The following is a 22086-nucleotide window of genomic DNA, read 5'->3' on the forward strand; positions in this document are numbered from 1 at the left end:
CGCACCCTGCCGTGCCGCCGCGCCCGCACCCGCGCTCCGGCTTCGCCGCGCGTGGCCCGCGGGGGGCGCACCCCGCGGGCGGGACGAGGGGCTCACCCCTCCAGCAGGAAGATCATCGTCGCCAGCGGCGGCAGGGTCAGCGACAGGCTCTGCTTCTGGCCGTGGCTCGCCTGATCGTCGGTATGGCGCCCACCCTGGTTGCCCAGGTTGGAGCCGCCGTAGACCCCGGCATCCGAGTTGAACGCCTCGCGGTAGAAGCCCGCCTGCGGCACGCCGATCCGGTAGCCCTCCCGCGGCACCGGCGTGAAGTTCGACACCACGATGGCGACCTCGCCGGACTGCGCGCCCTTGCGGGCCCAGGCGATGACGCTGTTGTCCTGGTCGTCCGCCACCAGCCACTGGAAGCCGGTGTGCTCGACGTCGCGGCTGTAGAGGGCCGGGGTCGACACGTAGAGCTGGTTCAGGTCGCGGATCACGCTCTGGACGCCCTTGTGCAGGGGATCCTCCAGCAGGTGCCAGTCCAGGCTGTTGTCGTGGTTCCACTCCCGCTCCTGGCCGAACTCGCCGCCCATGAACAGCAGCTTCTTGCCGGGATGCCCCCACATGAAGCCGTAATAGGCCCGGAGATTCGCGAATTTCTGCCAGCGGTCGCCCGGCATCTTGCCGAGCAGCGAGCCCTTCCCGTGCACGACCTCGTCGTGGGACAGCGGCAGGATGAAATTCTCCGAGAAGGCGTAGAGCAGCCCGAAGGTCAGGTTATGGTGGTGGTAGCGGCGGTGGATCGGATCCTCCTGCATGAAATGCAGGGTGTCGTGCATCCAGCCCATGTTCCACTTGAAGCCGAAGCCCAGGCCGCCCGTGTAGGTCGGGTGCGAGACGCCCGGCCAGGAGGTCGATTCCTCCGCGACCGTGATCGTCCCCGGGGCGTGGCTGTAGGTCGCCTCGTTGGTCTTGCGCAGGAAGTCGATGGCGTCGAGGTTCTCGTTGCCGCCGTAGCGGTTCGGGATCCACTCGCCCTGGCGGCGCGAGTAGTCGAGGTAGAGCATCGACGCGACGGCGTCCACGCGCAGGCCGTCGAGGTGGTAGTGCTCCAGCCAGAACCGGGCGTTGGCGGCGAGGAACGTCGCGACCTCGGTGCGCCCGAAATTGTAGATGTAGGTGCCCCAGTCCTGGTGGAAGCCCTGGCGCGGGTCGGCGTGCTCGTAGAGGTGCGTGCCGTCGAACAGGCCGAGCCCGTGGGCGTCGAGGGGGAAGTGGCCCGGCACCCAGTCGAGCAGCACGCCGATGCCGGCCGCGTGGGCCGCGTCCACGAAGGCCGCGAAATCCTCGGGCGTGCCGAAGCGGCTCGTCGGCGCGAACAGCGAGACCGGCTGGTAGCCCCAGGACCCGTCGAACGGGAACTCGGTGATCGGCAGCATCTCGATATGGGTGAAGCCCAGATCCTTCACGTAGGGGATCAGCCGCTCGGCGAGCTCCCGGTAGGTCAGGTAGCGGTTCCCCTCCTCGGGCACCCGCGCCCAGGAGCCGAGATGGACCTCGTAGACCGAGATCGCCGCGTGGCGCGGGTCCTTGGCGCCGCGGGTGCTCATCCAGCCGGAATCGCGCCAGTCGAAGTCGCCCGACCCGTGGGTGACCGAGGCGGTCTCCGGCGGGTGCTGGGCCGCGAAGGCGACCGGGTCGGCCTTGAGGGGCACCAGGGACCCGTCGGGGCCGCGGATCTCGAACTTGTAGCGGACCCCGGCCTTGAGGCCCGGCACGAACAGCTCCCAGATGCCGCCGTCCTGCCAGAGGCGCATCGGGTGGCGCCGCCCGTCCCAGTCGTTGAAGTCGCCGACGACGCTGACCTTGCGGGCGTTGGGCGCCCAGACGGCGAAGCGGAAACCGTCGATGCCGTCGAGCTGACCCGACTGGGCGCCGAGCATCCGGTAGACGAGGTTGGTGCCGACCTCGCGGAGCGCCGCCACGTCGTACTGCTCGATCGAGGAGCCGAAGCCGTAGGGGTCGTAGCGGCGGCGCTTGGCGCCGTCCCAGGACTCGACCTCGATCTCGTAGAGCGGCCGGTGCTCGCCCTCGACCCGGGCGACCCAGAACCCGTCCGGATGGCGCTTCTCGAACGGCGCGGTGCGGCCGTCCATGACCAGGGTGGCGGCCCGCGCCTCGGGCAGCACGGCGCGCACCTCCCAGGCCCTGGGCCCGACGCGGTGGGGGCCGAGCACCGCGAAGGGGTCGCCGTGATTGGCCGCCATCAGCGCGGCGATCGCGTCCGGGTGGACGCTCGGCGGCTGCGCGGCGCCGGAGCCCGGGACATCCGCGGACCGCGCCGTCGCCCCCTCCGGGTCGACCCGCGTTGCGAAGGTCTCGTCGATCGCCGTCATTCAGATGCTCCGGGCTCGTGTCCGTCCGTGTCCAGAATGGTGAGAACCCCACGGGCGGGGATTTCGATCCAGTCCGGCCGGTTGTTGGCCTCGTAGTCGACCTCGTAGAGGGCCTTGGTCAGCAGGCAGAGGCGCAGCAGCCGGGCCCTGGAATCCGCGTCGGTCACCGCCGCCCGGGAGCCCTCGACCGCGGTCTCGTAGCCCGCCAGGAACGCCGCCTCGATCATGCCGCGCCACGCGGTCGCCGCGTCCCGCGCCCGCTCCTCGGAGTCGGCGAACCGCGCGGTGATCTCCCGGATCACCGTCTCGGCGCCGTACGCGAAGGAGCGCATCAGCCCGGCGACGTCCCGCAGGGGCATCGACTTGGCCCGGCGCTCGTCGGCCGGGCGCGAGGGCTCGCCCTCGAAGTCGACGATGATCAGGTCGTTCTCGGCGACCAGCACCTGGCCCAAGTGGTAGTCGCCGTGGATGCGGGTCTTGTGGGCGCCCCGGACCGGCGCGGCGGTGAGCGACCCGATCAGCGCCTCGACCTCGCCCCGGCGCCGGCCGAGCTCCGCGCAGGCCGGCTTGCCGGCGTCGAGGCCCCGGTCGGCGAGGCCCTTGAGCGCCCGGAAGGCGCGCTCGGCCTGGTGGCGGGCGTCGCGCGCCAGCACGGCGAGGTCGTCCCCGGTGAACGGCTCGGCCGCGAAGGCCGGGTCGTCGGTCTCGATGGCGAGCGCCGCGTGCAGCTCGGCGGTGCGCCGGCCCAGCAGGTCGGCCCAGGGCCGGTGGGCCTGGAACGCCTCCTCGGGGGTCGCGGCCTCGCTCTCCGGGGTCAGCACCACGGTCTCGAAGTCCCGGCGCAGGCCCTCCAGCATCAGGGTCCAGGCGTCGCCCTGGTTCATGACGAACTTCTGCAGGACCGCGAGGGCCGTGCGGGTGCCGTCCTCGGCGACATGCTCCAGGGTGCCGAGCAGGGCCGGGGTGTTGGAGAAGCCCGCCTGCTCGGTGAGGAAGCGCCCGACCTCGATCTCGGGGTGCAGGCCCGGCTGCAGGCGGCGCAGCAGCTTGAGCATCATCTTCGAGCCGATGGCGATCGAGGTGTTGCTCTGCTCGCCCGAGAGCCGGCGGATGTCGGCCACGTCGACCGTGACGTCCGGGTCGAAGGCCGAGGTGACGGCGAAGACGAGCCGCCCGGTCTCCGTGGGGATCTCGCGGGCCTGCCGCATGTCGTCGATCAGGCAGGCGGCGAAGTCGTTGGAGCCGGCCGCGCCGTAGAGCAGGCCGGTGCGCGGTCCCCGGCGCACCCGCGCCACCGCGAAGGGCATGAGGGTCTCGTCCTCGCGGCCCTCCTCGACGCCCACGGGCACGAAGTATTCCTGGGTCTCGCCGCTGGCGAGCTGCACCTGCAGCCGCGGCAGCAGGAAGCGCGCGCTGCCGTCGACGTCCTTCAGGGCGGCGCAGTCGACGACCTTCGTGGCCTTGATCCGCGAGCCCTTGGCGCCGAACCAGCGCCGGCTCGTCAGGAACGGCGGCACCACGGTGCGCTCGAAGGCGACGCGCTCGCGCCCGCTCATCAGGGTCTCGATCCCGCCGGTGAGCACCAGGGTGAACAGCTCCGGCGGCTCCTGCTGCGGGCCGACCACCCCGGAGCGCGCGGCGCTCAAGCTGAACCAGTAGAAGCCGTAGGACGGCAGGGTCAGCAGGTAGGGCAGGTCGCCGATCGGCGGGAACTCGGTGCCGCCGGTGAGCTCGATCGGCACCGCGGTGCGCAGTTCCGACAGGTCGAGCTGCACCGCCTGCGGCGCCCGCGACAGGTTCGCCACGCACAGGATCCGCTCGTCCTCGTGCTCGCGGATCCAGGCCAGGACCTTGCGGTTCGACGGGTACAGGAACTGGATCGTGCCGCGTCCCAGCGCGACGCTGTTGTTGCGGATCGCGATCATGCGCCGCGTCCAGTTCAGGAGGCTCGTCTGGGCCTGGGTCTGCGCCTCGACGTTGATGGCGTCGAAGCCGTAGATCGGGTCCTGGATCGCCGGCAGGAACAGCTTCTGCGGGTTCGCCCGGGAGAAGCCGCCGTTGCGGTCGGGGCTCCACTGCATCGGCGTGCGCACGCCGTCGCGGTCGCCGAGATAGATGTTGTCGCCCATGCCGACCTCGTCGCCGTAGTAGAGCACCGGCGTGCCGGGCATCGACAGGACGAGGGACTTCATCAATTCGATCTTGCGCCGGTCGTTCTCGAGGAGCGGCGCGAGGCGGCGGCGGATGCCGAGGTTGATCCGGGCCCGCCGCTCGGCGGCGTAGAACGACCAGAGATAGTCACGCTCCTCGGCCGTGACCATCTCGAGCGTCAGCTCGTCGTGGTTGCGCAGGAAGATGGCCCACTGGCAGCCCTCCGGGATCTCCGGGGTCTGGCGCATGATGTCGGTGATCGGGTGCCGGTCCTCCCGGGCGATCGCCATGTACATCCGCGGCATCAGCGGGAAGTGGAACGCCATGTGGCACTCGTCGCCGTCGCCGAAGTACTGGGCGGTCTCCTCCGGCCACTGGTTGGCCTCGGCGAGCAGCATCCGGTCCGGATACTCGGCGTCCAGCGCGGCGCGGATCTTCTTGATGACCTCGTGGGTCTCGGCGAGGTTCTCGCAGTTCGTGCCGTCGCGCTCGATCAGGTAGGGGATCGCGTCGAGCCGCAGCCCGTCGACGCCCATGTCGAGCCAGTAGCGCATCACCTCGATCACGGCCTCCAGCACGGCCGGGTTGTCGAAGTTCAGGTCCGGCTGGTGGCTGTAGAACCGGTGCCAGAAATACTGCTTGGCGACCGGGTCCCAGGTCCAGTTCGACGCCTCGGTGTCGAGGAAGATGATGCGTGTGTCCTTGTACGGCTCGTCGGTGTCCGACCAGACGTAGAAGTTGCGCTCCGGCGAGCCGGGCGGCGCCTCGCGGGCGGCCTGGAACCAGGGATGCTGGTCGCTGGTGTGGTTGATGACGAGCTCGGTGATGACCCGCAGGCCGCGCTCGTGCGCCGCCTCCACGAAGGCCTTGAAGTCCTCCATGGTCCCGTAGGACGGGTTGATGTCCCGGTAATCGGCGATGTCGTAGCCGTCGTCGCGCAGGGGCGAGGGGTAGAACGGCATCAGCCAGATCGCCGTGACGCCGAGGTCGCGCACGTAGTCGAGGCGCTGGGTCAGGCCCACGAAATCCCCGATCCCGTCGTTGTTCGAGTCGAAGAACGACTTGACGTGGATCTGGTAGATGATGGCGTCACGGTACCATTGCGGGTCGCTGCGATCGATCATCGCGTCGCTGCCTCATCGGTCGGATCGGACGGGACCGGCGCGGTGACCGGCCGGGGCGCGGGCGGGGGGCCGCCGCGCGGGTGCGGGGGGTGGCGACGGGCAGGCCCGCCGCCGGATTCAACGGCCATGGCCGCGTGCCGGAGGGTCGAGTGCCACGGGCGGCCTCAGCCCGCAACCCGCCGCGGCGCCCGGAGGCGCCAGATCACGCAGGATCGCTCGGCCGGATCGAGGGCGATGCGGTGGGTCTTGCCGCGCAGCTCGAACCGGTAGCCCTGCAGCAGGTCCTCGACCTCGACGGCGCCGTCATCGGGCAGACCGAACAGCCAGAGCGGCACCTCGTAGGTGCATTCCTGGCGGTTCTTCGGGTCGAGGTTGACCATGGTGAAGACGCAGTTGTCGCGCTCCGGCGTCGCCTTGGCGTAGGCGATGATGGCGTCGTTCCAGGCGCCCGTGAAGGTGACGTTGCGGAAGTCCCAGAGGGCGGGGTTCTCGCGCCGGATCCTGTTCAACTTGACGATGTGCTCGCGGATGTTGCCCGGCCGGTCGTAGTCCCAGGCCTTCAGCTCGTATTTCTCGGAGTTGAGATACTCCTCCTTGCCCGGGTACGGCGCCGCCTCGCACAGCTCGAAGCCGTTGTAGATGCCGTAGACCGACGAGAGGGTCGCGGCGAGCGTGCCGCGGATGACGAAGCCCGCGCGCCCGCTGGTCTGGAGGAAGTAGGGATTGATGTCGGGCGTGTTGGCGAAGAAGTTGGGGCGGTAGTACTCGCCCATCTCGCCGGCCAGCTCCAGGGCGTAGTCGGTGAGCTCCTGCTTGGTGTTGCGCCACGTGAAGTAGGTGTAGCTCTGCTGGTAGCCGGCCTTGGCGAGCTTCTTCATCATCTTCGGGCGGGTGAAGGCCTCGGCGAGGAAGATCGCGTCCGGGTAGCGGCCGTTGACCTCGCCGATCACCCATTCCCAGAACGGGATCGGCTTGGTGTGCGGGTTGTCGACCCGGAAGATGCGCACGCCCCGCGCGCACCAGCCGAGCAGGATGTCGCGCAGCTCGATCCAGAGCGAGGGCAGGGCCCCCCCGTAGAAGTGGACGTTCGAGATGTCCTCGTACTTCTTCGGCGGATTCTCGGCGAATTTCAGCGTGCCGTCGGGGCGCCACTCGAACCATTCCGGGTGGTTCTTGATCCAGGGATGGTCCGGCGAGCACTGGATCGCGAAGTCGAGGGCGATCTCCATCCCGTAGGCGTGGCTCGCCGCGACCAGCCGCTCGAAATCCGCGAGCGTGCCCAGCTCGGGATGCACGGCCTCGTGGCCGCCCTCCTCCGCGCCCACCGCGTAGACCGAACCGACGTCGCCGGGCTCGGCCTTGAGGGTGTTGTTCTTCCCCTTGCGGTTGGTGCGGCCCACGGGGTGGATCGGCGTGAAATAGAGGACGTCGAAGCCGAGTTCGCGGATCTCGGGCAGGCGCCGGATGACGTCGTCGAAGGTGCCGTGGCGGTTGACGTCCATCGACTGCGAGCGCGGGAAGATCTCGTACCAGGCGGAGAACCGGGCCGCGAGGCGGTCGGCGATCACCGGCAGGGTCACGGGATAGCGGGTCAGGTTCACCCGCTCGGCGTTGCGGCGCACGAGGCTCGACGCGTCGGGCTGGAGGATCCGGTCGAGCTGGGCGGCCGAGCCGGTCTCCTCGGCGGCGAGCGCGGCGACGAGCGCGGCGAGCCGGTCGGCGTCGCGGCCGCCCCGGGTCCGGGCCAGCGAGGCGGCGGTCCCGACCAGCGCCACGCCCTCGATCGTCTCCAGGCGGACATCGACGCCGGCGGCGCGCTTCTTGAGGGTGTCGCGCACCCAGGACGAGAACGCGTCGCGCCACGCGATCAGGGTGAACTCGTAGCGGGCGTTCCGCTCCAGGGGGAAGTGCCCGGCCCAGCGGTCGTTGTCGACGAAGACCATCGGGTCCTCGCGCCACGCGTCGCTGCCGGCGACCCGCGACAGGATCGCGGCGTCGATGATCTCGTGGCCGTCGGAGAAGATGTCGGCCTCGACCCGCAGGGACTCGCCGACGATCCGCTTCACCGGCGAGCGGCCGCCGTCGATCTCAGGCGCCACGGCCTCGATCACGACCCGCCCCTCCCCGTCCGGCGCCCCGCGCTCGGGGAACCGGGCGACTTCCTGGGCGGTGGCCGCGAGGATGCGCAGCTCGCCCGGCATCAGGTCGATGGCGCTGCCGGGATGGAACGCGATCGGCTCGGCCTCCGGGGTCCGGTCGACGAAGGCGCCCAGCATCCCGCCGGTGCGGGCGATGAGCGCGCCGGCCTCGACCGGCACCGGCCTGTCGGTCGGGTTGTAGAGCACGATCAGCCCGTGCCGCGCCGAGGCCGGGTGCCCGGTGTCGAAGCGGGCGAGCGCCACCAGATCGCTGTCGGGGGACGAGATGCGGATCTGCGCGCCCTCGACATTGGCGGCCGGCAGCTCCGCCCGCAGGGCGTTGATGGCCCGGATGGACGCGGAGATGTCGATGCCGGTCTCGTTCTCGCGGTCGCCCGGGGTGGTCTCGACCACGTGCAGCGCCCGGCGGTAGCCCCACTCGTAGCCGATCGGCATCAGCACGCCCGCCGAGAAGAAGGCGGCGAGCGCGTAGCGGGTGCGCAGATGCGCCGCCACCGCGTCCGGGCCGCCGCCGATCTCGGCGGCGAGCCGCTTCATGTCGTGGTTCTCGGGGAAGGCGATGGAGGGGGCCAGCACCCGCAGGCGCTCGTACTGCTCGAGCGCCCAGGGCTTCCTCAGGTCCCACCACGCGAAGGAGTTGAACAGGTAGTCGAAGCCGGCGCCGGCCGTGGCCCGGGCCTCCTCGAAGGTGCAGCCGAGGGTCTCGGCGGCGAACAGGCAGGCGGGATCTCGGCTCTTGGCCTGCCCGATCAGGACGCGCCACGTCTCCGGCGGCACCTTGTAGGCGGCGTCGCACCGGAAGCCCTTCGCGCCGAGGCTCTGGAGATGCGCCACGTAGGCGCCCCAGATCCGGGTCAGCTCGTCCCGGGCGGAGGGGGTGTGGTAGTCGAGCTCGGCGAGGTCGCCCCAGACGGTGCGGATCGACGGGTCGTCCGGATCGACGGCGGCCGGGTGCATGATCGAGCCGTCGGGCTCCTTCATGAACAGGTCGGGCCGCTCGGTGGCGAGCCGCGCGTTGTCGGCGGTGTGGTTGATCACGAGGTCGGTCATCACCGACAGGCCCAGCGCCTCGGCGGCGGTGCAGAAGCGGCGGATCTGCTCGTCGTCGGGCGTGCCGTCAGGATCGCGGAAACGCTCGTCGAGGCGGTCCGGGTCGGCCACCGCGTAGAGGCTCCGGGAGCCGCCGGTCTGGTGGAACGGGTTGAGGTAGACCCAGTCGAAGCCGAGCGCGGCGATCCGCGGCAGCTCGGCGGTCCAGTCCGAGACGCGCCCGACCAGGAGCGGGAACAAGTTGTAGATCCGCGGCCCCTCGGCCCGGGGCGCCAGCGCGGCCGGCAGGACGGCCTCGGCCCCGGACGTCGCAGCGGCTTTGGTCGGTGCGTTCATGCTGCCTCTCGGCTCCCGTTCCCAGTGTCGTAACGCCCGAACCGCGCGGGCGTGCCTCGCGATCCGGTCCGACGTGTCTCAGCAGACGCGCGTGACAAGGCCGCGGCGGCATCGAATGAACTGCCCGGAGCGCCCCCGTCTCTGCGAGCGCAGCGCAGAGATCCAGCAGCGCCACGTCCGCGAACGTCGCGCTGCCCTGGGTCGCGTCGCTGCGCGCGCGACGACGGCGCGGTCACGGTTCCCGCCGCAGCACCGCGTAGGGCAGGTCGCGCAGGAGGATCCCGAGATCGGCCCCCTCCCCCTCGACCACCCGTCCCGAGGCGAGGTCCCGCCAGCGGCTGCCGGCCCCGAGATCGACCCGGGTGCCCGCGAAGGCCTCGCCCGACCAGACGGCCTCCCCGACGGAGCCCGCCACCAGCCGCGGCACCGCCACGAACAGGTCGCCGCCTTCCTGGACGGGATCGGTCCGCCGGTAGGCGATGACGTGGTCGGCCCGTGCGCCGGTCGCCGCGACGGGCTCGTAGGCGGCGCTCGCGTAGAAGTCCGGGCGCTCGGCCCGCTCGGCGAGCAGCCGCGTCAGCGTCGCCTGCTTGACCCGCCCGTCCGGCCAGTGGCCCAGCAGCTCGGCGGGCGCCCCACCCTCTTCCAGCATCCGCTCCAGGGCCGGGTAGTCCACCGGGCGGCGGTTGTCGGGATCGACGAAGGAGAAGTCCCAGATCTCCGTGCCCTGGTAGGTGTCGGGCAGGCCCGGCAGGGTGCATTTCAGGACCGTCCGGCCGAGGCTCGCCAGCATGCCGAGATGGGCGAGCCGCCGGGCGAAGGGCCGGAGTTCCCGGAGGAAATCCGAGCCGGGGGCGATCAGCGCCGTGAACAGCTTCTTGACCGCGCCCTCGTAGACCGCGTCGACGTTGACCCAGCTCGACCGGCGCTTGCCCTCGCGCATGGCCTTCTCGCCGTAGGCGATCAGCCGATTGCGGAAATCCTCGATCGCGCCTGCCTCGTCCCGCTCCAGCAGCTCCAGGGGCCAGGCGCCGAGGATGGCTTGAAGGAACATCCACTGGTCGTTGGCGTCGGGGGCCGGCTCGCCGTCGATCCGGGCGAGGTGCGGGCCGGCGACCCGCTGCCACAGGTCCCAGGCCTTGGCCCATTCCTCGGGGATCTCCGAGAGGGCGAGGAGCCGCGTGCGGGCATCCTCGCCGCGCTTGGTGTCGTGGGTCGCCGTGGTGATCATGGCGCTCGGCCAGTCCCGGGCGCGGGCGATCTGCAGGTCGTGGAAGTGCTCCGCGTCGATGCCGTACTCGCCCGGGTCGCCGCCGACCTCGTTGAGGCCGAGGAGACAGGCGTAGCGGTAGAACAGCGTGTCCTCCAGGCTCTTGGCCATGACCGGGCCGGTGAGCTGCTGGAACCGGCGGCGGAAGCGCAGCACCACCCGCGGGTCCGGCCGGCCGGGTCCCGCCGTCTCGATCCGCCCGAGCAGGACCTCGGCGGCGAAATCGTGGACCGAGCGGTCGGGCAGGCTCGACCAGCGCTTGGCCTTGGCCACCGCCCCCTCGATCAGCCGGACATCCTCGGGCTCGACCTCGCCCTCCTCCAGCTCCGGCGGCAGGTAGCTCCGGTAGGTCGGGAAGCGCGCGATGATCTCGATCAGCGCCCGGCGCAGGGCGTTGACGGTGAAGTCGCGGGTGCGCCGGTCGCCATCGGCGACCTCCTTGAGGTCGGAGGTCAGCACCTCCAATTCGCTCGCGAAGCTGATCTCCAGGATCTCGGCCTTGGCGGCGCGGAGCTGGAAGCCGTAGGGCTCGTCGAAGCCCGTGGCCCAGGTGTAGAGCCGCTCGATCTTCGCGCGCTTTCCCTTGTCGACCAGGATCCCGTCGAGCTGGTTGAGCACGTCGTAGCCCGTGGTCCCGGCCACCGGCCAGGGCCGCAGCCGCTCCCCCGGCTCCAGGATCTTCTCCACCACCACGTAGAAGCCGGGGCCGACCGCCGCCTGCAGCGCCCGCGCGTAGCCCAGCGGGTCGGCGAGGCCGTCGATGTGGTCGATGCGCAGCCCGTCGATCCGGCCCTCGCGGACGTGCCGGAACACGGTCTCGTGGGAGCGGTGGAAGATGTCGGACAGCTCGACCCGCAGACCGGCGAGCGAGTTCACGTCGAAGAAGCGGCGGTAGTTGATGTCGCTCGAGGCCACCCGCCAGTGGGCGAGCCGGTAGGCCTGGGCCTCCAAGAGCCGGTGCAGCGGCCCGAAGCTGTCCGGGCGGCCCTTGAAGCCGTTGAGCAGCGCCAGGGTGCTGGCGGTGGCCTCCTGGATCAGCGGCGACACGCCGTAGATCTCGGCGAGCCGGCGCTTCAGCCCCTCGGCCTCCTCGGGGAAGGTCTTGCGGCGGGTCTCGTCGGTGTCGATCGCCATGGCCCGCAGCCGCTCGGAGATGGCGAGCAGCTCCGCGGTGGTGTCGTCGTCCACGGCCCCGATGGCGGCGATCACCCGGTTGAGGATGGTCGGGTAGCTCAAGGGGCGGATCGGCAGCTGGTGCTCGTAGTGCCAGACGCTGAAGGCGCCCTTGTCGGGGTCGAACCTCAGCTCCAGCGTGCCCTTCTCCAGGGCCTCGCCGTAGCGGTCGCCGAGGAACGGGATCACGAGGTTGCGCCCGGCGCCGAGCCGCTGCCAGTCGATGTCGAAGGCGTCGGCGAAGGGCGACAGGGAGCCCCACTCGAGCACCGACAGCCACCACGGATTGTCGGACCCGCCGACGCCCATGTGGTTCGGGACGATGTCGAGCAGCAGCTTCATCCCGTGGGCGTGGAGCGTCTCGGAGAGCGCGATGAAGCCCTCCTCGCCGCCGAGTTCCGGGTTGATCGCGCCGTGGTCGACGATGTCGTAGCCGTGGGTCGAGCCGGGCCGCGCCTTCTGGAGCGGCGAGGCGTAGACGTGGCTGATCCCGAGCCGGTGCAGGTACGGGATGATCTTCCCCGCATCCGCGAAGGTGAAGTCCTTGTGGAACTGCAGCCGGTAGGTCGCGCGCGGCGGCGGCGCGGCGAGCCGCGCGGCGCCCGAGCGCGGGCCCCGCGCCTCGGCCGAGAGGGCGGCCGCGAGCTTCGCCAGCGGCCCGCCGGGGGCGGCGATGTCGGCCAGGTCCCGGTCGAGCTTGCGCCGCCAGTTCGGGTAGCCCTCGGTCGAGCCCGGGACGTTGGCCTGGGCGAGTTCCGAGACCACGTCCTCGTACTGGACGGCCGTGAGCATCGCGGGGGCCCGGGCGAGATAGCGGGCGGCGGCCTCGAACGGCGCGGCGTCCGGGGGCTCGGCGGAGGGGATGAGCTGCTCGGCCGCCAGCGCCTCGGCGAGGCGGCGGCGCTCCACCACCCGCTCGCCCCGCTCGGCCTCGGCCCGCTCCTGGTCGTAGAGACCCAGCGACTGGCGGGTGTCGGTGTCGACCCCGCGCCACCAACCGACGAAGGTCGGCAGGTCGTGGGTGGTGATGGCGGTGAGCGCGTCCCGCGGGTAGGCCGCGGGCGGCTTGAACCGTCCGTCGCCCTCGCGCTCGAAGGCGAGGATCCGGTAGCTGAGCACCCCGGCCCGCATCAGCGCGTCGGAGAAGCCCTCCGGGGCGGTTCCGAGATCCTCCGCGATGACGAGGCACTTGTTGCGGTGGCTCTCCAGCCGCAGCACCGCCAGCATCGGCTCGAACGGCATCGCCACGTAGGCGCCGGCCTGGGCGCCGGCGCCCAGCGGGATCAGGAACAGCCGGGCGAGCTGGAAGGCGTGGTCGATTCGGATCGCGCCGGCGTGGCGCATGTTGGCCTGCACCAGGGCCCGGAAGGCCGCGAGCCCGTCGCGCTCCATCGCCAGCGGGTCGAAGGCTGGCAGGCCCCAGTTCTGGCCCTTCGGCGCCAACAGGTCCGGCGGCGCGCCGATCGAGACCCTGTCGGCGAAGCGCTCGGGATGCGACCAGATCTCGGAGCCGCCCCGGTCGGCGCCGACCGCGAGGTCGCGGTAGAGCCCGACCCGCATGCCGGCGCCGAGCGCCGCCGCGGAGGCCTCGGCGAGCTGCCGGTCGGCGAGGTACTGCAGCCACGCGTGGTAGCCGACGAGGTCCGCGTTCTCCGCCGCGAAGGCCCGCACCGCGTCCGTGCCGGCCCGGCGATAATCCTCCGGCCAGTCGCCCAGCCAGTGGGCGCCCCGCTGCCGGAAATGCTCGGACAGCGCCTCGAACAGGGCGTGCGATTCGAGATCCTCGCCGCCCTCCTGGCGGAACTGCTCGAAGCCCGCATCGGTGCCGGCGCGGGCCGGCGACTCGGCCCAGAGCGCCCGGAGCACCGGGTCGAGCACGTCGTGGACGCCCTGGTGGTCGACGAGGGCCGCCTCGCGCAAGGCCGTGATCGCGTCCGCGCGCTCGGCGAGCAGCGCCTCGGCCCGGGACCCGGCGAGGCCCGGCAGGCTGCGCGGGGCGATGAACAGCGTCTCCAGGAACAGGCGCGAGGAGGGCGAGTAGGGCGAGATCTTGGTCCGGTCGGAGCCGAACAGGGCGTGGACCGGGCTCAAGCCCAGGAAGGCCGCCCCGCGCAGGGCGGCCTCGCGGGCGGCCTCGCCGGCATCCGCGTATGTGCCGATGCCGATATTGGTCGCCGAGCGCAGGCCGTAGAGCTGGGCGGCCAGACCCCAGTCGGAGGCCCCCTCCTCCGTGTAGGGGCGCGGGCGCCAGCAGCGCTGGGGTGCGGCGATCACCCAGGATTCGGTGCGGGTCGGCCCGGCCTGCACGATGAGGCGGTGGTAGCCCGGCGTCAGCGGCGGCAGCTCGAAGCTCGGCTCCGACCCCTGCGGGTTGGCGCGTCCCTCGCGGGCGGTGCCGCGCTCGTCCACGAGACGCCAGACCAGCGTGTGCGGCGCGCCGTTCTGCGGCCGCACCGGGACGCGGGCGGCCCGGCGGGCCTCCACGGGCAGGAGCGGCGGGATCAGGCCGCGGCGCAGGCGCTCGACCTCGGCCAGGCTCCCGGCGATCGCGGCCTCGTCCTCCACCGCGAAGCCCAGCGCGGCGAGCAGGCCGCGGCGCACCTCGAGCGGCGTCTCGACGGGCTTGCCGAAGGCGTCGGTGTAGCCGGCGGCGACGCCGACGAGGTCGGCCAGCTGTTCCAGGGCGCTCACGAGCGGGACTCCGTCAGGAACACGCCGGTCCAGGATGGGAGATCGCGTCCGGCGCCGTCCGGGGCATTGGTCCAGACCGGCTCGGCACCGCCCGGATCCAGCGCGAAGGGCTCGGTCCCGACATTGGCCACGAAGCGCAGGGTCCCGGCGCCGAAGCGCCACGTGCAGTCGACCACGTCCGGGCGCGGCAGGGTGGCGGCGGCGCCCTCGTAGCCGGACTTCGCCAGGGGCACGACCGCGTCGCGGCGCAGCCCCAGGAGCCGGGTCGTCTCGGCCAGCACCTCGCGGTGGGGCGAGCGTTCCCGCTCGGACCAGTCGAGCTTGGACGCCGCGAAGGTCTCGGCCTCGGTCGGGTCGGGGATCTTGGAGGTGTCGTCCGCGAACGCCGCGAAGCTCTTGAACTCCCGGCGGCGGCCGTCGCGCACCGCCTTGTTCAGGTCCGCGTCGGGCGCGAAGTCGACGAAGAACAGGAACGGCGCCGAGGCCGACCATTCCTCGCCCATCCAGAGCATCGGGATCTGCGGCGCCAGCAGGAGCCCGGCCCGGGCGAGGTCGAGTTTCCGGGGATCGGCCAGGTGGTTGAGCCGCTCGCCGAGCGCCCGGTTGCCGACCTGATCGTGGTTCTGGAGGAAGGTCACGAAGGCGGAGGGCGGCAGGTGCCCGGAAGGCTCGCCCCGCGGGTGATTGTCGAGGGTCGGGAACGGCTCGCCCTGGTAGGCGAAGCCCTCGGCGAGGCAGCGGGCGAGGTGGGCGACCGGTTTGTCGGCAAAGCTTTTATAGTAGCCGGCGTCCTCGCCCGTCAGCAGGACGTGCCAGCAATGGTGCAGGTCGTCGGCCCACTGGGCGTCGTGCATCTTCGGGCGCCCGGCGGCGTCCCGCTCCAGCCAGCGGGCCTGGTTGGCCTCGTTCTCCAGCATCAGGTGGATCTGCCGGTCCGGGAAGGTCTTGCGGACCGTCTCGCCGAGCTCGGCCAGGAAGTGGCGGGGCGAATCGTCGAGGATCGCGTGGACGGCGTCGAAGCGCAGGCCGTCGAAGCGGTACTCCTCCAGCCAGTACAGGGCGTTCTGGATGAAGAACTGCCGCACCGTGGCGCCGCTCTCCTTGCCGTCGAAGTTGATCCCCGCGCCCCACGGCGTCTGGTGCCGCTCGGTGAAGAAGGTCTTGGCGTAGGCGTGGAGGTAGTTCCCGGCCGGGCCGAAGTGGTTGTAGACCGCGTCGAGATAGACCATCAGCCCGAGACCGTGGGCGGCGTCGACCAGGCGCTTGAGATCGTCCGGGCGACCGTAGGCGCCGTCCGGCGCGTAGGGCTGGACGCCGTCGTAGCCCCAGTTGCGCGAGCCCTTGAAGTCGGCGAGCGGCAGCAATTCGATGGCGGTGACGCCGAGCGCCTTGAGGTCGGGCAGCCGGGCCTGCAGGCCGGCATAGGTGCCCTCCGGCGTCGCGGTGCCGACATGGCACTCGTAGATCACCGCCTCCTCGAAGGGCCGCCCGGTCCAGCCCGCGTCGGACCACTCGAAGCTCCGCGGGTCGATCACCTCGCTGAGGCCCGAGACGTCGTCCGGCTGGAAGCGCGAGGCGGGATCGGGGGCGACGAGGTCGCCGTCGATGCGGAAACCGTAGCGGGCGCCGGGCTTCACCCCGGGCAGGGCGGTGCGGCGCCAGCCGCCGCCGGATTCGGGCAGGGGGTGGTCGGCGCCGTCGACGACGAGGTCGACGCTCTCGGCGGTGGGCGCCCAGAGGGCGAAGCGGACGCCGCCCTCGACCATCTCGGCCCCGAATTCCATGCTGTGGGCGCGCCGCATCGGGCCACCGTCCTCGTCATTGGCCGCGCGCACCGGGACGCAAGCGCGGCAGGATCATCTGTCGTGGGAGAAGGCCCCGGGCCCGATCCGGTTCCCGCAGCGCAGCTATGGCGGAGCGGCCGCGTGGCAATGGGGTGACGGCGGGGGGGACGGCGGGGCGTGACGGCGGGGGACGGCTGGGGCTGCGGGCGGCGGCAGGGATCACGGGCCGCGCGGAAACTAAGCCGCAGTTCCGTCGGCGCGGGGCGGCCCTATCTTGCCCGGCCGGCACTCTCGTCGGTCTGGGAGCGGACACTGGGTCGGGCGCACATCATCGGCATCCACGGGCTCGCCAACAAGCCGCCCCGGGATGAGAAGGCCGCCTGGTGGCGCGCCGCGATCCGCGAGGGGCTCGACCGCAATCTCGGGCTCCGGGTGGCGGAGGCCGACCTGTCCTTCACCTTCGTGTACTGGGCGGACCTGCGCTACCCGCAGCCGCTCGCGGGCGACCGCAACCGCGAGCCCTACCGCCCCGATCACGGCCTCGGGCCGTTCCCCTCCCCGGCGGGGCAGCCGGACCGCGCCGAGCCGACCCTCACCGACCGGATCTACCGCGGCCTGTCGCACCTGCAGGAGGCCGCCGGGCTGACGCCGGTGGACGACCTGATCCTGGAATACCGCCTCGACGACCTGTGGGGCTACTACGAGGACGCGGCGTTCCGGGCGGCGGCGCGGGCGCGCCTGCGCGACGCCCTGGCGGCGGCCGCGGCGGCCGCGGCGGACCGCGTGCTGATCGCCGCGCACTCGATGGGCGGCCTGATCGCCTACGACGTGCTGCGCGCCGCCGAGGCGGACGGGACGCCGATGCCCCGCTGCGACCTCGTCACCCTCGGCGCCCCCCTCGGGCTCGCCGAATTGAAGCTGAAGCTCGCCGACGAGCACGGCGATCTCCGGGTGCCGGCGGCGCTCGCCGCCTGGACCAACCTGATGGACCGCCAGGACATCGCCACGGTGGGCGACGACCTCGCGGCCCTCTACGCGCCGAACGCCGCCGGCGTGCGGGTGCGGGACGTGCCGGTGATCAACGCCTACCGGAGGCCGGACGGCGCCGAGAACCGGCACAAGTCCTACGGCTACCTGCGGACCCCGGAATTTTCCCGGGTGCTCGCCGCGTTCCTGGACGCCCCGGGCTGAACGGGCCTCCGGGATCCGGTCAGAGCCGGCCCGGCACCGCCTCGCGCAGGACGCGCTCGGTGGCGGCGTCCTCGATCTTGTTGATCAGTCGCTTCGCCTCGTGCTCGTCGCGCAGGGTCTTGGCCAGGGTGAAGGTCGTGCCCGTGAGGAACAGCGACGCCATGGCGAGGTAGCCCTTGATCCAGATCTCGGCGGGCAGGAAGAAGATGCCGATCGTCAGCATGGCGGCGGCGGCGAAGCTGACCAGCGTGAAGGTCTTCCAGGCGCCGGTATGGGGCATCTGCGGTGTCATGGTGCGGTCTCCAGTGGAATCTTCGGACGGGAAAACGTGCGGCGCCGGTCAGGCCCCGGCCCTGAGGCGGTCGAGCACCGCCCGCGGGTCCGTGCGGGGGCGGCCGTAGCCCGCCGCCTCGAGATCGGCCTCGATCCCGCCCGCGGCCTCGGCCTCGAGCTCGGTCAGCGCGGCGGCGACGTCCGCCTCGGCCGCCTGCCGCTCGCGCAGGCGCGCCAGCGTCCGCTCGGCCTCCCCCAGCGCCCCCGCCGACAGGGTCGTGACCCGGCGGCCCTCGAGGCCGGCCCGCCGCAGCGCCTCGGTGGTGCGGGCGGTCTGGAGCCCGCGGTCGAGGTCCCGCAGCCGCTCGCCGCCCTCGGCGACGAGGCGCTTCAGCCGCTCGACCTCCGCGGCGAAGCGCTCGGCGGCGGCCCGGCGGTCGGCCCGCTCGTCCTCCAGGGCGGCGATGTGGATCGCCGCCTCGGTCCCGAGATCCTCGCGGCCGTCGCCGAGCGCCCGGCGCGCCCCGTCCGACAGGGTGTCGATCCGGCCGCCGATCGCCGCCAGGGCGCGCGCCTCGGCGGCGTGGTAGGCCATGGCGACGGCCAGTTCCCGCCGGGCGGTCGCCAGGGCGCCGGCGGCGTCACGGATCTGCTGGCGCAGGATCGTCACGGCGTGGGCGTCGTGGATCGCCTGGGCGTTGTCGGCGATCACGCCGCGCATCAGGAAGGAGAGGGTCCTCATCACGGTTCACCTCGCGGGAACGACGGGCCGGACCGCGTCCGGATTTGATTGAACGTCGTTCATAAAACAATTGAACACGGGACGCGCCGGGCCGCAAGGGATAAAATGAACGACGTTCATAAAAAAGTGAGGGGGCGGCCGCGGAAGGAGCCGGGCGACCGGGCGGCCGATCGCCGGGCCCTGATCCAGGCCGCGGTGGCGATCCTGAACGCGGGCGGCGCGGCGGCGCTGACCGCCCGCGGCGTCGCGGAGCGGGCCGGCACGGCGGTCGGCTCGGTCTACGCGCAGTTCGACAGCCTGGAAGCGCTGCGGCTGGAGGCGAACGCCGTCACCATGCGCCGCCTCCGCGACACCCTCGCGGGGGCGCTGGCGGCCTGTCCGTCGCGGGAGACGGAGGCGCGGCTCCTGTGCCTGGCCGACGCGTACCTCGCCTTCGCGGGCGAGCACCACGCCGCCTGGGCGGCGATCTTCGAGCGCCGCACGGTGCCGGCGCCGGACTCGGTGCAGGCCGACATCGCGGCCCTGTTCGGGATCCTGGAGGGGGTGCTGCGCGACGGCGGCCGCCTCGCCGACGCGGCGATCCCCGTGATGGCGCGGGCGCTGTGGTCCAGCGTCCACGGCATGACCTATCTCGCCGATCTCGGCGGCCTCGGGCCCCTCGGCGTGGACGACGTGCGGCCGATGATCGACGCGCTGGTGCGGGCGGCCGTGCGGGGTTTTTCGGCGGGCTGAGCGCCCGGCCCCCGCCCAGGCCGCCTGGACCTCCGCCAGGACGCTTTCACCCCTTGGTCGAGCTCGTCCGAACCCCGGGCGAGGCCGCGGGCGGCCGCCAGCACCTGCGCGGAGGCGGTCCCGGTCTGGGCGGCGCCCCGGCGCAGGCCGACGGCGTTCTCCGACACGCCCTGGACACGCCCTGCGCCCCGTGGCGGCGCTCGCCACCGCGCGCCCGATCTTCGCCCGCGCCCCCGCGCAGATGATTTCAACAGGCAGGATTTTGCAGCTTCTGCGTTCGCGGACCGTGAGGACGGCCTTGCGCGCACCGGCCCGAGCCTGTCCACTCCCCGTCCAACGAAAGCCCGGCTCCGCTCAGGATGATGCCGGGCCACAGGGAGAAGCGTCATGGTGCGTACGTCGCGGACGAGCTCGTTTCTGCCGGGCCGCCGCCGGCTCCTGCGGGCGGGACCGGCCCTCCTGCTGGCCGGGCTGGCGCTGGCCGCCCCCGCCCGGGCCGACGATGCCAAGGTCCGGATCAGCCGGCAGCCGGGTTTCGTCTACCTGCCCGCCGTGTTGGCCGAGCAGCACAAGCTGATCGAGAAGCACGCCAAGGCCGCGGGCCTCGGGGACGTCACCGTGGAGTGGGTCAACCTGACGAGCGGCGCCGCCGGCAACGACGCGCTGCTCTCGGGCAACATCGACATCGTCGACAGCGGCTCGACCAACATGCTGCTGCTCAACGACCGCACCAAGGGCGACGTGAAGGGCCTGTGCGGGGTCGGCACCACGCCGATGATGCTGCTCACCCGCAACCCGGACGTGAAGGAACTCAAGGACTTCTCCACCAAGGACAAGATCGCCCTGCCCTCCGTGAAGGTCTCGTCCCAGGCGGTGCTCCTCCAGATCGCCGCCAAGAAAGCGTTCGGGCCCGAGAACGCCACCAAGCTCGACCCGCTCACCGTCCAGCTCGGCCACCCGGACGCGGTGGCGGCCCTGGCGAGCCCGCACAACGAGGTCAACAGCCACTTCTCGCTGCCGCCGTTCCAGCAGCGCGAGCTGCAGGACCCGGCGATCCACAAGGTGCTCAACTCCTACGAGCTGGTCGGCGAGCCGGTGAGCAACGCGATCTTCTACGCCCGGACCGGCTGGTACAACCGCAATCCCAAGCTCGCCGCCGCCATCGTGGCCGCCATCGACGAGGCCAACGCCGAGATCGCCCGGGACCCGCTGAAGGCCGCCAGGGACTACGTGGCGGCGACCAACGAGAAGACCCCGCCCGAGACGCTGGTCGAGATCATGAAGGAGCCGGGGACGAACTTCTCCACCACCCCCTACGGCATCATGCTCCAGGCCCGGCACTTCTACGCGATGAAGACCATCAAGGCCGAGCCCAAGGACTGGAAGGACACGTTCTTCCCGATCGTCCACAACCTGCCGGGGAAGTAGGCCCCGGGCTGGTCAGTGCGCCTCCACGGGTCCGGCGGCGCGCTGCGGCTTCTTGAGGACCGCCACCACCGCTAGGCTCGCCACGAGGCTCACCCCCACCAGCCAGAACCCGTCCGCGTAGGCCATCACGTAGGCCTCGCGGCGGACCTGCGCGGCGAGCTGGCCGAGCGCGACGCCCTTGGCGGCGAGGGGGTCAGCGATCCGGGCGTGCATCCCGGCGGCGAGCGCCGCGAGCCGGTCCTGGGTGCGGGTGGCGTTGACGGTGATCGCCTCGGCCAGCATCGAGAAATGGAAGTGCTCCCGCCGATCGATCATGGTCGACAGCATGGCGATGCCGATCGAGCCGCCGAGGTTGCGCATCATGTTCGACAGCGCCGAGGCGTCCGCGGTGTCGCGCGGCGCGAGGCCGGCCGTCGAGAGCTGCGAGAGCGGGATCGTGAACAGCGGCTGGCCGATGGCGCGCATGATCTGCGGCAGGATCAGCTGGTCGGCGCCGACGTCGTGGGTCAGGCCGACATTGATCCAGCAGCTCGCGATGAAGAACAGCGTGCCGGTGACCACGAGCAGCCGCGCGTCCACGGCGCGCATGATCAGCGGCATCATCGGGAACAGCAGCAGCTGCGGCAGGCCCGACCACATCACCACGTAGCCGATCTGCTGGGCGTTGTAGCCCTGGATCTGCGCGCAGTAGACCGGGATGATGTAGATCGACCCGTACGAGACCGCGCCCAGCACGGTCATCAGCACGCAGGCGCCGCCGACCGAGCGGTTGGCCAGCACCCGCAGGTTGATGAACGGCCGCGCCGCCGTCAGCTCGCGGACGATGAACCCGGCGATGCCGGCCGCCGCGATCCAGCTCGCCTCGACGATCACGGGCGAGCCGAACCAGTCCTTGCGCTGGCCCTCCTCCAGCACGAAGGTCAGGGCCGGCAGGCCCGTCGCCATCAGGCCGATGCCGATCCAGTCGCCCTTGAGCAGCTCGCCCCAGCGGGCGGGCGCCTTCTCGAAGGCGCCGAGCTGGATCGCGGCCGCGATCGGACCGAAGATCAGGTTCAGGTAGAAGATGTAGTGCCAGGACAGGTTGTCGGTGAGCCAGCCGCCGACCGTCGGGCCGATGGCCGGCGCGAAGGTGGCGGTCAGCCCGAACATGGCGATGCCGACCGCCTGCTGGCTCTTGGGCAGCCGCGTGCGCACGATCACGATCGCGGTGGGGATCAGCACGCCGCCCGTGAAGCCCTGCCCGGCGCGGAACAGGATCATCTGGCTCAAGGACGTCGAGAGCGCGCAGGCCAGCGAGAAGGCGGTGAACAGGATGGTGTTCACCGCGAGGTAGCGGCGCAGGCCGATCACCGAGGACAGCCAGCCGGTGAGCGGGATCACGATGATCTCGGCCATCAGGTAGGCGGTCGAGATCCAGCTCCCCTCCTCGGTGGAGGCGCCGAGCGCCCCCTGGATGTCGGCGAGCGAGGCGTTGGTGATCTGGATGTCGAGGATCGCCGTGAAGGCGCCGAGGATCGCGCCGAACACGGCGAGCCAGTCCCGGGCGCTCGCCTTCGCCTCGGCCACCGCCACGGCCGGGACCGGGCTCATCGGGGCCGGGCTCATCG

The 22086-nt window shown here is 71.8% G+C and carries 11 protein-coding genes; 3 read left to right on the top strand and 8 right to left on the bottom strand.

All coding sequences use genetic code 11. The annotated features are described in order from the left end of the window. Window positions 1-92 precede the first annotated feature (92 nt). The 5 genes from glgB to treZ all read right to left on the bottom strand — a co-directional run bounded on the left by glgB (window position 93) and on the right by treZ (window position 16131). Window positions 93-2375 carry a 1,4-alpha-glucan branching protein GlgB gene (glgB, locus tag BKE41_RS09340; RefSeq protein WP_070999217.1) on the bottom strand — a complete coding sequence of 761 codons (2283 nt, stop codon included), beginning with the start codon at window positions 2373-2375 and terminating at the stop codon, window positions 93-95. After that, on the bottom strand, window positions 2372-5650 hold the full coding sequence (gene treS, locus BKE41_RS09345) for a maltose alpha-D-glucosyltransferase (protein WP_012318581.1): 3279 nt from the start codon (window positions 5648-5650) through the stop codon (window positions 2372-2374). Before treS ends, glgB begins: the two co-directional genes overlap by 4 nt. A 164-nt stretch (window positions 5651-5814) precedes the next feature. After that, the gene (locus tag BKE41_RS09350) at window positions 5815-9195 is read right to left on the bottom strand and encodes a maltotransferase domain-containing protein (RefSeq protein WP_070999218.1); all 3381 of its coding nucleotides are present in this window, start codon (window positions 9193-9195) and stop codon (window positions 5815-5817) included. A 232-nt stretch (window positions 9196-9427) separates the two neighbouring features. Further along, the gene (locus tag BKE41_RS09355) at window positions 9428-14329 is read right to left on the bottom strand and encodes a malto-oligosyltrehalose synthase (protein ID WP_058608349.1); all 4902 of its coding nucleotides are present in this window, start codon (window positions 14327-14329) and stop codon (window positions 9428-9430) included. Further along, the gene (gene treZ, locus BKE41_RS09360; protein ID WP_012318584.1) at window positions 14326-16131 is read right to left on the bottom strand and encodes a malto-oligosyltrehalose trehalohydrolase; all 1806 of its coding nucleotides are present in this window, start codon (window positions 16129-16131) and stop codon (window positions 14326-14328) included. Before treZ ends, BKE41_RS09355 begins: the two co-directional genes overlap by 4 nt. Window positions 16132-16425: 294 nt before the next feature. On the opposite strand from treZ, the gene BKE41_RS09365 reads away from it, so the two are divergent. After that, a complete protein-coding gene (locus BKE41_RS09365; RefSeq protein ID WP_071000665.1) occupies window positions 16426-17304 on the top strand; it encodes a hypothetical protein in 879 nt (292 codons plus the stop codon). Between the two features lie 19 nt (window positions 17305-17323). Here BKE41_RS09365 and BKE41_RS09370 read toward each other — a convergent pair whose 3' ends face one another. Next, complete coding sequence (locus tag BKE41_RS09370) at window positions 17324-17596, bottom strand: YiaA/YiaB family inner membrane protein (protein WP_070999220.1); 273 nt, start codon at window positions 17594-17596, stop codon at window positions 17324-17326. A 48-nt stretch (window positions 17597-17644) separates the two neighbouring features. Beyond that, entirely contained in the window at window positions 17645-18319 is a 675-nt protein-coding gene (locus BKE41_RS09375) for a PspA/IM30 family protein (protein ID WP_012318587.1), read from the bottom strand. A 105-nt stretch (window positions 18320-18424) separates the two neighbouring features. Here BKE41_RS09375 and BKE41_RS09380 point away from each other — a divergent pair, with 105 nt between their 5' ends. Beyond that, window positions 18425-19051: a TetR/AcrR family transcriptional regulator gene (locus BKE41_RS09380; protein ID WP_070999222.1), complete on the top strand. Its 627-nt coding sequence runs from the start codon at window positions 18425-18427 to the stop codon at window positions 19049-19051. A gap of 387 nt (window positions 19052-19438) precedes the next feature. Continuing rightward, entirely contained in the window at window positions 19439-20479 is a 1041-nt protein-coding gene (locus tag BKE41_RS09385) for an ABC transporter substrate-binding protein (protein ID WP_012318589.1), read from the top strand. Between the two features lie 12 nt (window positions 20480-20491). On the opposite strand, the gene BKE41_RS09390 is transcribed toward BKE41_RS09385, so the two are convergent. After that, a complete protein-coding gene (locus BKE41_RS09390; protein ID WP_244413223.1) occupies window positions 20492-22084 on the bottom strand; it encodes a DHA2 family efflux MFS transporter permease subunit in 1593 nt (530 codons plus the stop codon). Between the last annotated feature and the right edge of the window lie 2 nt (window positions 22085-22086).

This window comes from Methylobacterium sp. C1, from assembly GCF_001854385.1.
GTDB classification, from domain to species: domain Bacteria; phylum Pseudomonadota; class Alphaproteobacteria; order Rhizobiales; family Beijerinckiaceae; genus Methylobacterium; species Methylobacterium radiotolerans.

Bases quoted from the DNA above. Each gene is read 5' to 3' on its own strand.
- treS (WP_012318581.1), bottom strand. From the start codon at position 5,650: ATGATCGATCGCAGCGACCCGCAATGGTACCGTGACGCCATCATCTAC.
- BKE41_RS09350 (WP_070999218.1), bottom strand. From the start codon at position 9,195: ATGAACGCACCGACCAAAGCCGCTGCGACGTCCGGGGCCGAGGCCGTC.
- BKE41_RS09390 (WP_244413223.1), bottom strand. From the start codon at position 22,084: ATGAGCCCGGCCCCGATGAGCCCGGTCCCGGCCGTGGCGGTGGCCGAG.
- BKE41_RS09380 (WP_070999222.1), top strand. From the start codon at position 18,425: ATGAACGACGTTCATAAAAAAGTGAGGGGGCGGCCGCGGAAGGAGCCG.
- BKE41_RS09375 (WP_012318587.1), bottom strand. From the start codon at position 18,319: ATGAGGACCCTCTCCTTCCTGATGCGCGGCGTGATCGCCGACAACGCC.
- BKE41_RS09370 (WP_070999220.1), bottom strand. From the start codon at position 17,596: ATGACACCGCAGATGCCCCATACCGGCGCCTGGAAGACCTTCACGCTG.
- BKE41_RS09385 (WP_012318589.1), top strand. From the start codon at position 19,439: ATGGTGCGTACGTCGCGGACGAGCTCGTTTCTGCCGGGCCGCCGCCGG.
- treZ (WP_012318584.1), bottom strand. From the start codon at position 16,131: ATGCGGCGCGCCCACAGCATGGAATTCGGGGCCGAGATGGTCGAGGGC.
- glgB (WP_070999217.1), bottom strand. From the start codon at position 2,375: ATGACGGCGATCGACGAGACCTTCGCAACGCGGGTCGACCCGGAGGGG.